Source organism: Bifidobacterium sp. LH_491 (genome assembly GCF_056356495.1).
The window spans coordinates 1,111,927-1,125,823 of the sequence record NZ_JBKEUI010000001.1 but is presented as its reverse complement, the minus strand read 5'-3'; the positions used below and the strand labels follow the sequence as shown (position 1 = coordinate 1,125,823).

The 13,897-nt window shown below is 60.0% G+C and carries 7 protein-coding genes; 4 read left to right on the top strand and 3 right to left on the bottom strand.

Annotation, left to right across the window (positions count from 1 at the left end; genetic code table 11):
* Nucleotides 1-139: 139 nt before the first annotated feature.
* Nucleotides 140-2,374 carry a hypothetical protein gene (locus AC1AWK_RS04280; protein WP_476568381.1) on the bottom strand — a complete coding sequence of 745 codons (2,235 nt, stop codon included), beginning with the start codon at nucleotides 2,372-2,374 and terminating at the stop codon, nucleotides 140-142.
* Between the two features lie 117 nt (nucleotides 2,375-2,491).
* Between AC1AWK_RS04280 and AC1AWK_RS04275 the strand changes: the two genes are divergently transcribed.
* Together AC1AWK_RS04275 and ligA are read left to right on the top strand one after the other, a co-directional pair.
* Nucleotides 2,492-5,899 carry a tetratricopeptide repeat protein gene (locus AC1AWK_RS04275; protein WP_476568379.1) on the top strand — a complete coding sequence of 1,136 codons (3,408 nt, stop codon included), beginning with the start codon at nucleotides 2,492-2,494 and terminating at the stop codon, nucleotides 5,897-5,899.
* A 92-nt stretch (nucleotides 5,900-5,991) separates the two neighbouring features.
* Nucleotides 5,992-8,646, top strand: coding sequence for an NAD-dependent DNA ligase LigA (ligA, locus tag AC1AWK_RS04270; RefSeq protein WP_476568378.1), 2,655 nt, complete (start codon nucleotides 5,992-5,994; stop codon nucleotides 8,644-8,646).
* An 86-nt stretch (nucleotides 8,647-8,732) separates the two neighbouring features.
* Here ligA and AC1AWK_RS04265 read toward each other — a convergent pair whose 3' ends face one another.
* Nucleotides 8,733-10,124 (bottom strand): FAD-binding oxidoreductase, encoded by a 1,392-nt coding sequence (locus AC1AWK_RS04265; protein ID WP_476568376.1) that lies wholly within the window; start codon nucleotides 10,122-10,124, stop codon nucleotides 8,733-8,735.
* 204 nt (nucleotides 10,125-10,328) lie between these two features.
* On the opposite strand from AC1AWK_RS04265, the gene AC1AWK_RS04260 reads away from it, so the two are divergent.
* Nucleotides 10,329-11,444, top strand: coding sequence for an Mrp/NBP35 family ATP-binding protein (locus AC1AWK_RS04260; RefSeq protein ID WP_476568375.1), 1,116 nt, complete (start codon nucleotides 10,329-10,331; stop codon nucleotides 11,442-11,444).
* Between the two features lie 220 nt (nucleotides 11,445-11,664).
* Complete coding sequence (locus tag AC1AWK_RS04255; RefSeq protein ID WP_476569611.1) at nucleotides 11,665-12,264, top strand: sugar O-acetyltransferase; 600 nt, start codon at nucleotides 11,665-11,667, stop codon at nucleotides 12,262-12,264.
* Nucleotides 12,265-12,446: 182 nt separating this feature from the next.
* On the opposite strand, the gene glnA is transcribed toward AC1AWK_RS04255, so the two are convergent.
* Nucleotides 12,447-13,883 (bottom strand): type I glutamate--ammonia ligase, encoded by a 1,437-nt coding sequence (gene glnA / locus AC1AWK_RS04250; protein WP_476568374.1) that lies wholly within the window; start codon nucleotides 13,881-13,883, stop codon nucleotides 12,447-12,449.
* Nucleotides 13,884-13,897: the final 14 nt, after the last annotated feature.

Genomic DNA, 13,897 nt, shown 5'->3' with positions numbered 1-13,897 from the left:
GTTGCGGACACTATAGTATGCACTACTATGTCCAAGCTACGGCAGGGAAACCCCGGTATCTCGTCATAATGGGATGGCAAAATGCTGGTATGCGACTGACAATATCCTGAGAATCGTGTTGACTATCCCCAATAATACGTCATAATAGCCATGATTGTATGTCATGCCATAGTGTGGGGGCGTTCGCGATAAGCGCGTCATCGCGGCCGATCACCAGCCAGGATCCGATGGTAACGGCTATCCCGGCCGCCAGCAGTGCCGCCACCAGCGTGCGTCGAACCGCCATCATCATACGCACCGCTATGGGGCGACTTGCCTGGGTGGTCAATTTCCAGGTGGTATGTGACAGGTCGGTATCAAACCCCCCTCGGCGATGCGCGGCCAGCGGTCGATAGTTCACCACTCGCAGCAATACCGGCAGGCTCGCCAGTGCCATCAACCAACCGAAATCTGCCATATACCGCCAGCCCAACCCGCCTTCATAGGCATCGAACAGCATCAAAGCCAGCGACAGGCCGAGCATGCTTGTGGCGATGCCCCAGCAACCGGTATAGCGTAAGCGCTGGCGCATAATCGGCAGGAACAACGCCAACGAGCATAATGGGCACAGCATGAACAATCCGCCCACCATCGGTTCGGCAAACCCCCACTGCGGTAATGGCGTGGGGGAGAGGGCGATGAAGGGGAATTGTCCTATCAAGCGAACCGGCAGACATAGGTAGTAGCCGATGGTAGGCAGTATGGTATCCCAAGAAGTGGTGCGTGCGGTCATATCGGCAACGGTGATTTGGTATGTGTTGCCGAAATTCCACGGTGAGCCAAAACGCGCCGCATTGTAGGCAGCCAGGGGCGCGACCACAAGCGCGGCGGGTACGATCATGGACAACGGAGCACGGCATGCGGTGCGCCAAGTGACGACACCGCGTCTCCATTGACTTAGCAAAGTACGAATCTGCGGCCAGAACATGGGTAGGGCCAACAGTGCCGTCAGGCAGAACGATGGACGGCATCCGAAATTGGCGGCGATGCAGGCTGCGCCTCCTGCGACATGCGGCAGCGACAGGGCGGGAGCTCGTCCGACATGCCAGTCGGTGGCACCACGTGTGCTCAACGAGCCGCGCACTGCCCCCATCCACAGCCATAAGCCGCAGCACGACAATGCCAAGGAGGCGGCAATGGGCACGGAATAGAAATTCGTGCGGAACCATAGATAGCTGGCGTTGGACGCCAATAGCACCACGGCGATGGCCATGGTGACGGATGCCAGTGAGGTGTGTGGCCATATCCAACGCACGCAACGGATGGTAAGCAGGCAGGCGAACACGGCGAAGGCGAACATCAACAGCAATACCGCGCAGGAGGTCGGGAGCATGGCGCCGCCTTTGATCCAAAGCGAGCTGAACAGGCGATACGGGACGAATAGTATCACCGCGGGCAGTACGCCGAAATATGAGTACCAATGCCCTTGATAGAAGGCGTAATCCCAATACACAGGGCTGACGCCTTGTGCCAGCAGTTGGTTGCGCGTGGCAACATCATAAGGGTTGTCGACATTGGCAAGAGCCTCGGGTACCGGCAGATCAAGCCATGTGTGTCCATGCAGCAGCGCATCGGCGATATGCCCATATTGATCAAAGTCATAGGTGTATCCGCCCTGCTGATGAAACACCAATGGTGCGGAGAACATGATTTGGCGCACTACGCTGACTGCAGTGGCCACACCTACCGCGCCCAATGCAAGTCCCAATGCCCACCGCTGACGTCGGCTTGTGGTGTTCAACGGTATGCGCCACCAGCGGGAGAATGGGTTCCACAAGGCGATGCAGCAGGCAATTGCTGCCATGACGCCTACACGCCACCAATCCAAAGACCAAGGAACATGAATGTTTGCGCGTACCGCCGTCAGGGGGATGATGGTGCCGATTGGTTCCTGAACCCACAGACGAATGATGTGGTGCGCCGTAGTGCGCACGTACAGTGAGCGTGGAGTGTCGGTGTTGACCGATGTGGAGCGGCCTACATGGTTGTCGCTATCTAGGCGGATGTGGAAGGTGCTTCGCAGGTTGCGTTGCACATCGGCATCGGGGTGCTGCGGGAGTGGGGTGACGTCGAGACGGGCGTAATCGGAGGTGCCGTCCGCTGCGGTTTGCATAAAGGCTTGCGTGGGGTCGGTGACGACCAGCAGTCCGTCGTCTCGGCGTTGTAGTCCCGAGCCCATGGTGTTGTAAGCCGACACGGAATCGGTGCTTGCGCCCATAGTCGTCCAAAACGGTAGGTTGCATACCACCGTTTCCATCACGACAATAATGACCGTCGCCACGATGACGTAGGCAAGCGAACGGTGGCGAATACGAGGCAAGGACAAGATACGCACGGCATCCCATTGTACGGGCAACCGCGTAGATGCGACGCGAAGAGTGCGGCTCGCTACGATTATCCTGTGGAGGCCGGGGCGTCGCGCATGTCTTGTTGCGTTGGAACAATGAGCAATATGCCTCATATCACTGTGTCGTCGCTGTTCGACGTGCGTAATGTTCTGCGCGCGCGCCGCCGTTCGTCGTCTGGTGGCGAAGGGATGCGCGATGAGTCGTTGGACCATCGTTTGGGGGCGATGATGCGTCGGCAGACAATACGGGTCGAGGCGTGGCGGGAGCGCCGCATATTCGAGGATTTGGATGAGCAGGGTAGCGGGCTGCGGTTCGGCTGGCTGTGCATGGGGCGTGAGTCGGGGCTATTTCGTATAGGTGTGTTTGTGTCGCGCCGTCGGTTCATTCAGATTGCGGTTGCCGATGAACATGGCCGTGTGTTTTTCACCGATGACCTGCATCCCGATACCCATGGAATGGATCCGGCTTTTGCGTTGGTGTCGCCTGATGGCGAGGTTACCGCTCATGCGGCGCGTCGTGGTATCGGCGGGTTGCGCCCTCGTGCTCGGCGATCTGACGGCGCCGATGGACGGGGTGGTTTTGCCGCGTCCAGTCCTGATCGTGGGGTGATGATTGGCAAGGATCCCACGGGCCGTATGGCGTGGCTGGCCTCGTGGACATGCCGTGACGGACGCTATACGCTTGAGCAGCTTCGTGCTCAGCTTCCCGCGCGCCGATGTGAGGGACTGGCCTATCGCGACGCGTTGACCATCGGTTTTGTGGCAGCCTACCTTCTGCCTGATATGCGAGGATTGTTGATTGGATTCGGCGCGGGCAACATTTTCCGCAGATTGCATCGTGAGGCACCGATGGGGGCAATTCGACGCAGTGTGCGCGATGCTGTGTCCGCCAGGGCGCATGGGTTGCGCGTGTCCGGGTTGGAAGAGCATTTTGTGGCGTTGATGCGCGAGGTGGATGCGTTGGATCCTTCCATAGGATTGCGGGCCAGGCATGGTGCGGAACCGTTGCGGCTGCATACATCCGAGCAAACTGGCAATTATTTCTTCTCGTGGGATACGGCGTTGGCGTTCCCGGCAGTGCTCGAATCATTGCGTATCGAAGGCAATCTCAACCGGTTCGCAGCGGTAAGCGCATGGTTAGAACGCAACGCGCGACAAGGGATTGCGCCTACGGAAGATACAGTGACGCAGGCGCAGGCAGCGCAGATGGATATGACGTTGCTCAATAATCCGGCGTTGCAACCATGGAAAGATGACGGTGATGCGTCTGTGCAAGACGGCACGCAGCCGGTGATGGCAATGGTGGATCATGCTCGGCAAGCCGCACAACGCATGAGCGAGCGGTATCCCGACCCGACCGATGGGCATGGCGCTGGGTGCGGCGAATGGGTGTATCGGCAGACCTTGGCATCATTGGTGCGAGGGCTGCGAGTGCCGTATCGATTCGACGTAGAATTCCGCGATGACGTGGAAGGCGGCAAGGCTGCGATTGCGTTTACCAGTGCGGGTGTGGCGATGATGCCGACCACGGTGTATGACGAGCCCACGCGCGCGTGGGTGCATGCCGACGAGCGTATGCGTGCGTCGATGAGCGCGCGATATAACTTACGTCTTGGACTGATGCTCGCTGCGCTGGCGTTCGGTGTAGATGAACGGGTGCGCGAGGTGACGATACACATCGATTCCATCGGCCTGGAGGAAATCGTGGCTGAACAGGACAACGCGATGGCCGCCTCGTTGCAGCGTGTGATGCGCGTATTTGAGCGTGCCCGTCTGGGCGGCGCCGACGTGGCTGATGCCAAGGCCGATCCCAAGGATGGTGACGTGCATGGCGATCCCAGCCGAGGCATGATGGGGGTTGGTGATCCGTTGCACGACGCACAATCCGATGGCGATGCATCGTCTGCGATGCAGGAGCGTGACGGGACGGACGGTTCCGGCGAGCTGGATGGCATGGATGGGCTTGACGGCATGCTGATTGACCAACGATTTGCTGATATGGTTCGCGGCATAGAACTGGATAGCATGACGTTGGCGTTGCCCGATCCGCAGCAGGAACAACATGACACCATGTCGAGCGCGGAGGCAACGAGCGACGACCATACGGTAACGTCGGACAGATCGGTTGAGGCGCCACGCGCTGACATACCCGATGCGGCGCAGACATCGTCTGGTGAGGAGCCGACCATGATGCCGGGCAATCCCACCGCCCGAAAATTGGTGACGGTGACGTTTGAACGCGATGAACTATTGCGTCGTCTTGAGCAAGACGGTTTGTCACATCCGCAGGAGACCTATGGGATGTTCGATGCGCTCATGGCTTATACCGAAGAAGGTGCTTTGGCGCCTATCGACTCGATAAGTGACATCCATGAGGCTCAGTACGCCCCGCGCGGGTCGCAGGAGGAGCCGGAATTGTCGCAGGTCGAACTCGACGATGCGGCGGCTCGTATTCTCGGCACGCCGGACACATTCGGACTGTCGATCCAGCGAGTGGACGTGCTGCAACGCGCCTGTGCGGAATTCCATCGTATCGCAGGCAGTATCGATGCGGCGGCGCACAAAGCGCAGCAGGCGATGGCGATCATCCGCGACATCGCAGACCCCGAACTCGATACGATGGCGCAGCAGGTAACTGGTGCGTTGATCGATGGCGTGGATACGCCCGATTGCGATGACGCATGGTCGCAGACGCTGGATCGGGAACGATTGCGCGCACGTGACCTTCTGTTCTCCGGACACATGGGCCAAGCCGTGGAAGTCCTGTCTCAGGCGGTGCAAACCTTGGATGAGCGTTTCGCGTGTTGCAACGGCGTGCCTCGGTATTTCAACTCCTATGCGGAGCGGGTGATTTACAATAGACTGTTTGCCACAGTGGGCGAGCATACTGTGTTGATTCCAGACAACCTGTTTTACGCGCATATGGAATTGGCTGATATTCTCATGCACACGGGTGACGTTCAGGGAGCGTTGCGGCATTTGAATATGCTGGTGTCCTACGCACCGTCCTACCCGCTGTCGCATATGAAGTTGGCGCTGCAGTTGGCTCGTGACGAGGATTGGGTGTCCTCGTCGGCCGCATGCCTGAATGCTTTGCGCGTCGCGCTTGACCGGGAGGATGCGGCGTTCGCCTACTATCGTTTTGCCTATACGGCATGGATGCAAGATCGATTCGATGTGGCAGTCGCCGCTTATATGATGAGCGAGCATATTGCACCTGGAGCTGTGGCGATGTTGGGTGCGGAATTACATGAATTACGAAGCCGCGCGGAATCGCAGTGCATACCGGTGCCTGATACGGTGGCGGCGGCGCAAACGGTGCTTCGCACGAATGACGTGCCGGTATGGCCGCATACGCAGGTGGCCGATATCGTGCGCGATGCCGCGCGAATCTGCGTCGATCGCGGCATGTTCGTGGTGGCGCGCACGTTGTCGGTGGCGGCGGCACGTATGGATGATGGCGAAGGCATCGATGTGGTACAGGCGCAGTTCCTGCGCTCGCTGAACTCGTAGCGGAACGCTCGCTGGCAGGCTAGGCCGGCATGGGCGGTGACGTACAATCGGCATGAATGTGGCTGTGGGGCCGCGATGGGAGGTAACCGGGCATGGCATACGACGGGCATGTGGACGAGTCGCTGTTGTTCGATATGGATGATGATGCGCAGGCGAGGCGGGGCGGTGCCGGCGCGTCTGCGGACGCTTCGGTGAAGTATCGGCCGGATGCGGCTTGGGTGGCCGGCTTGCAGGCCACGGACGCCGACGCCATGCGCCTGGACGGCGTGGATGTGTCGGCGATGAGCGCCGAATTGGCGGCGCGCTTATGGGCGAAGGTCGCTGCATGGGTGGAATCCGATCAGATCGCCTACTATATCGATGACGATCCCGTCTCCTCGGATGCCGCCTACGATGCGCGTTTGCGGTGTCTGCAGGCGTTGGAACGCGCCTTTCCGGCGCTGGATTCCCTGCAATCGCCGACCAAGCGGGTGGGCGGCACATTTTCGAATGATTTCACCTCGGTGCGGCATCCCTCGCGCATGATGAGTTTGGATGATGTCTTTTCCATAGAGGAATTGCGTGCCTGGTATGATGGCGCCCTGCGCGACGCCCAGTGGCCCGAAGGCAAGCCGTTGCCGATGAGCTGCGAGGTGAAGATCGATGGGCTGGCGCTGAATCTGCTGTACCGTAATGGCGTGTTGGAACAGGGATTGACGCGCGGTGATGGCGTGACCGGCGAGGACATTACGTTGAATGTGCGTACCATCGAAGGCATTCCGCACAATCTGGGGGGAGACCCGCACGAGATCCCCGAATTTGTGGAAATTCGCGGCGAAGTGTTCATGCGTTGGGATGATTTCCGTACCTTAAACGACGAGCAGGAGGAAGCCGGGCGCGTGCCATTCGCCAACCCACGCAACGCCGCCGCAGGGTCATTGCGGCAAAAGGATCCGCGTATCACCGCCACCAGGCGGCTGAGTTTCTACGCGCATGGACTTGGCATGGTGCGTTGGGCGCAAGGCCATGAGGAGGAGATTGCCGACCAGTCGCAGGCCTATGCGTGGTATCGCAAATGGGGCGTGCCGGTCTCGTCGCACAATCGTGTGGTGTCGTCGTTCGACGAAGTGCTGGCCATGATTGAGTATTACGGCGAACACCGTGCGGATATCGAGCATGCGCTGGACGGCATTGTGGTGAAGGTGGACGACCTGGAACTGCAACGCCGGTTGGGAGCGACCTCGCGTGCGCCGCGCTGGGCGGTGGCGTACAAGTACCCACCGGAAGAGGTCAATACCCAGTTGTTGGATATCACCGTGCAGGTCGGCCGCACCGGACGGGTCACGCCCGTGGCCATATTGCAGCCGGTGTATGTGGCCGGTTCGACCGTTTCGCGCACCACATTGCACAACCCGTATGAAGTGGAGCGCAAGGGCGTGCTGATCGGCGACACGGTGGTGGTGCGCAAGGCTGGTGACGTGATTCCCGAATTGGTGGGACCGGTGTTGGAACGGCGCAAGGGCCGTGAGGATGAGCTGCGTGCCTTCGTCATGCCCGCGCGGTGCCCATCGTGCGGCGGACCGTTGGCTCCGGCGAAGGAAGGCGACAAGGACATTCGCTGCGCCAATGTGGAATCGTGTCCAGCCCAGCTTACCGAGCGTGTGATCAACCTGGCGTCGCGCAAGGCCTTCGATATTGAGCATTTGGGCGAGCAAAGTGCCATTGCGTTGACCAATCCGGAGGAAAACCGTCCTGAATCGACGGCGACCTACGCTCCGCATATTACGGAAATCGAAGTCGAACCGGGGCAGGAACCGTCCCCGTACGAGCCTGCCGAAGGGTTGCGGTTGTCCCTGCCGCAGCAACCGGTATTGTCCAACGAAGCAGGCTTGTTTGCGTTGGACGTCGATGCGTTGCGCAAGGTGATGGTGTGGCGCGAGGCGCCGATCGTCGAGGTGCGTACCGTGCGCACCGAGCAAGGGCGCAATAAGAAGGTGCGCAAGCGCATTGGTGGTTCCGGCCTGTGGCATCAGGTGCCGGCGTTCTGGACCACGCCGGCGTTGGCTCGCAAAGCGGCCGAAGATGACCCGAATGCGGATTATCCCGGATTCGACGTGCCTGAGGATGCGCAGGTGGTTGAGGAAATTACCAAGACCACGCGCGATGGGCGTACGGTGTTGCAGCCCGTGGTGGTCAGACCCGCCGAGAATACGCGCAAAATGCTGGAGGAGATCGACAAGGCGCGGCATGTGGATTTGTGGCGGGTGCTGGTGGCATTGTCGATTCGCCGCTTGGGGCCGCCCACAGCCCGGTTGATCGCCGCGCATTTCGGGACGTTGGATGCTCTTGCGAACGCCGACGAGGAAGCGCTGCTGGCCATTGATGGCGTGGGGCCGGAAATCGCGCAGTCGGTGGTGTCATGGTTTGCCGCCGCGCGTGTCGAGGGTGATTGGCATGGCGAGGTACTGCGCGCGTGGCGTGAAGCCGGTGTGGCCAGCCAGGCCATGAGCGGCAATGAGCTGCCGCAGGTGTTGGCAGGATTGACGGTAGTGGTCACCGGTTCTCTGGAAGGATATTCGCGCGAGGGCGCGAAGGAGGCCATTATGGCTCGTGGCGGCAAGGCGGCCGGGTCGGTCAGCCGCAATACCGACTATGTGGTGGTCGGTCTTAACGCCGGGTCCAAGGCCGCCAAGGCGGAGGAACTGGGCATTCCCATGCTGGATGAGGATGGTTTTAGAACGCTGCTGCAGACGGGTCGTCCCGAGTAGTCATGCGACGGCATACGGCGAGGGCGAGTGTCGAATTCTTCGGCGCCCGCCCTCGCCTGTTGGTGATCAAACCGGCGTAATGCCCGTCAGATGGCGCACCCGGGGTTGAGCAGATGCTCCGGGTCGAAGGCGTCCTTGATGCGATGCTGCAGTTCCCGTAATGCCGGAGACTGCTCGATATCCAGCCACGGATTCTTGATATGTCCGATGCCATGTTCGCCCGAGAGCGTGCCTTCGTACTTCACTGCCAAATGCATGATCTCATCGACCACCTGGTCGACCGCATCGGTGCCGTTGTCCAGTACCAGCGGATGCAGGTTGCCGTCGCCGGCATGGCCCAGCATAAAAATCGGTACCCCGTGGCGTTCGCCGATGCGATGCACATCAGCGACGGCATCGGCCAGCGCTCCACGCGGTACGGCGATATCCTCGGTGATGACATGGCCCAGCTCGCAGATGGAGGGGAAGGCGAGACGGCGCGCGGCAACCAGATCATCAGCTTCCTGCGGGTCGGTGGTGGTGCGAATCGCCGTGGCAAGCCCTTCGACCGCCTGACGCATGATATCCAGCTCGGCGGCGGCGCCGATGCTATCGCTTTCCGCGATGATCAGTGCGTTGCCGTAATCGGCGTACTGCGAACCGTGCACGACGTCGATTTGTTTGAGGCATGGTCCATCCACGAATTCCAGCTGTGACGGCGTGACGCCACTGCGCAGAATGGCCGTAACGCCCTTGGCGGCATCGGTGATGGAATCGAAGTAGGCCGCCAGCGTGGCGCGCTCTTGAGGAACGGCGTGCAGACGCACGGTGGCGCCGACCACCACGCACAGCGTGCCTTCCGAGCCGACGATAAGATGCACCAGATCGTAGCCGGTTACGCCCTTGATGGATTTGTGGCCGCAATGAATCAGTTCTCCGTTGGCGAGTACACAGTCCAGCGTCATGATCGACTCGCTGGTCACGCCATATTTGACGCATTGCAGGCCTCCGGCGTTCGTGGCGATATTGCCGCCGATAGTGGAGCTCGCATACGATGCGGGATCTGGCGCGTAACGCAAGCCGTGCGCGCGGGCCGCGTCGTCCAGATCCTTGGTGATGACGCCGGGCTCTACCGTGGCGGTGGCGTCGTCGACGTTGATTTCCAGGATCCGGTTCATGCGGGTCATATCCAAGGACAGCTGGCCGGTGGTGCTGGAGCTTGCGGCGGCCACGCCCGTGCCTGCGCCCTTGGGAACCACGGCGATATGGTGCTTGCTTGCCCAGCGCATCACCGCCTGCACCTGCTCCACACAGGTCGGATAAGCGACAGCCAACGGCAGATGGTCGGGAGCCCAACCTCCCTGGTCCGTCCAACTTGATTTCAACGCGTCATCGTGAGTGCTGATATCAATGACACCGGCCAATTCGCGCAAGGCTTCCTGTTGGGCATCCGTGACATGGCGCTGCGGGTTTTCGGGCAGTACGGTGGTGTTAGACATGACAACTCCTGATACGTTGATGGAACGCTTGCAAGGCGTATGGTGTTGCGTCGACGTGGTAGTCAGCCTAAAGGAAACAAGTTCATTATGTGGTGCAGTGTCCATATAGTGTTCATGATGATGGAATACTCACCGGACTCTGGCGTGGTGGCGGCGCTCGCGTTAGGGTGGTGGATGGACTAACGAAAGGATGGTAGGAGCTGCATGGACCAGTGCCACGAGATTGAAACCGCGCTGTACGAGCTGCTAAACACGGTGATCGACCCAGAACTGGGTAAGTCGGTGACGGAACTTGGCATGATCGCAGGCATTGACGTGCGGCCTTGCGGTGGTGGCGTGTATGAGGTCGACATTCGTGTGGAGCTCACGGTGGCCAGCTGTCCGTTGTCCGAAACCATTGTCAATCGTATCGTCGAAGCGGCGCAACGATATCCCCACGCGCAGTTGCGTACACACGTCGAGGTGTCGTCCATGAGCGAGGACAAATTGTCAGCATTGGTGAACCGTCTGAAAGAGGAACGCAACCGTAATCCCTTCGTCCAGCCGTCCAACCGCACGCGCATCATCGCCGTGGCTTCAGGCAAAGGCGGTGTCGGCAAGTCGTCGGTAACCGCAAATTTGGCGGCAACATGTGCGGCGTTGGGTTATGACACAGCCGTAATCGACGCGGATATCTACGGGTTTTCCCAGCCGGGTATATTCGGCGTGCGCGACCAGCCAACCAATCTTGATGGCATGTTGATGCCGGTAACCGCGTGGGGCGTCAAACTCATGTCGATTGGTGTGTTCGCCGGTTCCGACCGTGCGATTCTGTGGCGGGGCCCGCGTTTGCAGCGTTCGTTGGAGCAGTTCCTCGCCGATGTGTGGTGGGGCGATCCTGACGTGTTGATCTTGGATTTGGCGCCGGGAACAGGCGATATGGCGATTAGTGTGGCGCAAACCTTGCCCAATGTCGAAGTGGTGGTGGTGACCACGCCGCAGCCCAGCGCCTCCGATGTGGCGGTGCGTTCCGGGCTGGTGGCGCTGCAGATCCCCATGCGGGTGCGTGGTGTGGTGGAGAATATGAGCTGGTATGAGCATCGCGGCGAACGCATCGCCCTGTTCGGTGAAGGTGGCGGCCGTCGCGTTAGTGAGCAGTTGACCCATGCGCTCGGCTATGAGGTGCCGTTGTTGGCGCAGTTGCCATTGGAACCGGACCTGCGTGAAAGCGGGGAAGCCGGACGCCCTGTGGTGTTGAACGCTGATGGCACGTTGGCTGATACGCCGTTGGCCGCTGCGTTTGCATCGCTGGCCAAGTCGCTGATGGATGAGCGGGCATAGCTAGTTGCCTAAGGCCTTGAGTGAGCGCGGTGTGTCGGCGGCGGTACATCGCCGGTAAGCCAAGGCCGGTAGCGCGGCGTGGGGCATCGGCGCGGCAGGGATGGGTGTACGTTGGTGTACGGATAATCTAACGATGTACCATGCTGTGATGCTGGTACGGCTTTGACTGCACAGATGCATGCACGGTGCGTGCACGACGAGGAGGACGGGCGCTGTGAGCATGAAGGACAAGATGCATACGGTGGAGTTGTATCTGCCGGATGACGAGGAGATAGTGCGCGAGCAGACGGCGGCGCTTGACCGGCTGTATGACTTCAATATGACGCGCCCGACGCAAATGGCGCTACGCGCATCGATGCTGCACGACATGTTTGCCGAGATAGGGGAAGGCTGTTACATCGAACCGCCGCTTCATACCAACTTTGGCGGCAGGCATGTGCACTTCGGCAGTCATGTGTACGCGAATTTCAACTTGACGTTGGTGGATGACACACACATTTACGTGGGCAACCATGCAATGATCGGCCCGAATGTGACGCTGGCCAGCGCCGGACACCCGATTCTGCCGCGGCTGCGCCGTCAAGGCTACCAGTACAACGCGCCCATCCACATCGGCGCCAACTGCTGGCTGGGCGCGGGAGTATTGGTGATGCCGGGCGTGACGATTGGTGACAACACCGTAATCGGCGCGGGCAGCGTGGTCACCGGCGACATTCCGGCGAATGTGGTGGCGGTAGGCACGCCGTGCCGGGTCATGCGTCCCATCAATGCGCATGACGAAGAGTATTATTTCCGCGACCGCCGCATCGACGTCGAATAGTATCGGAACGTCGCCGTATGGCGGTTGTCAACTTCGCACGGCAATGCGCGATGGCGTTTAAGGGCGTCAAGACATGTTAGGATACGCCCAAGATACGTGCCACAGGTGTATCGCATAGATAAAGGCCCCGTCCAACGTCGTGATGCGTTGGGCGGGGCCTTGCACGTTGACGGTGCTATCCGTCAGATGTGGAAGTACAGTTCGTATTCCAGTGGCGTGGGCAGCTGGCGAGCCTGATTGATTTCGCCGCGCTTGAGGTCCAGCCAGGTTTCAATGAGGTCTTCGGTGAAGACGTCGCCTGCGGTGAGGAAGTCATGGTCGTTTTCCAACGCGTTGAGCGCCTCATCGAGGGAAGCCGGCACCTGTTTGATGCCCGCATGTTCTTCCGGCGGCAGCTCGTAGAGATCCTTGTCGATCGGTGCCGGCGGCTCGATATGGTTCATGATGCCGTCCAGACCTGCCATCATCTGTGCGGAGAATGCCAGGAACGGGTTGGACGACGGATCCGGGGCGCGGAATTCCACGCGCTTGGCAGCCGGCGAGGTTCCCGCCAAGGGGATGCGGATGGCCGCGGAACGGTTGCGTGCCGAATACACGAGGTTGACCGGCGCTTCAAAGCCAGGTACCAGGCGACGGTACGAGTTGATGGACGGGTTCGTGAATGCCAGCACGGACGAGGAATGCTTGATCAGACCGCCGATGTACCAGCGGGCCAGGTCGGAAAGTCCCGCGTAGCCGGTCTCGTCGTAGAACAGCGGCTTGCCGTCCTTCCACAGCGACTGGTGGCAATGCATGCCGGTGCCGTTGTCGCCGGCCATGGGCTTGGGCATGAACGTGGCGGCCTTGCCAGCCATTGCTGCGGTTTCGTGGATAACGTACTTGAACTTCATCAAATCATCGCCCGCATGTTGCAGGGTGTTGAAGCGGTAGTTGATTTCCTGCTGGCCGGCGGCGCCGACTTCATGATGAGCACGCTCGAGCGTCAGCCCTACTTTCTGCAGGTTGGAAACCATGTCGTCGCGCAGATCCTGGTAATGGTCGATGGGAGGCACTGGGAAGTATCCGCGCTTGGCGCGATTCTTGAACCCGATGTTGGGAGAACCATCCGCTTCGACGTCGTTACCCATATTCCAAGGAGCCTCGATGGAGTCGACTTCGTAGAAGGAACGCTGCATGCTGTTCTCGTAACGCACCTTGTCAAACAGGAAGAACTCGGCTTCGGCTCCGAAGGAAGCGCTGTCGGCGATGCCGGTGGATTGCAGGTACGCTTCGGCTTTGGCGGCCACCTGACGCGGGTCGCGCGAATACGGTTCGTCGGTGAGCGGATCAACGATGGAGAAGGCCACATTCAGGGTCTTGTGCTTGCGGAACGGATCGACATAGGCGGTCGCGACATCCGGGATGAGTTTCATGTCGGATTCGTTGATGGCCTGAAAGCCTTCGACGGAAGAGCCGTCGAAAGGCATGCCCTCCTCGAAGGCGTCCTTGAGGAACTCGCTGGCGGGAACCGTGAAGTGTTGTTGGACGCCGATGAGATCGGTAAAACGTACGGACACATATTCGATGCCTTCGGTGTTGATCAACGCCTCGGTATCGGCCTTGGTTTCAAGTGCAGTCACTGACCGCTCCTTTC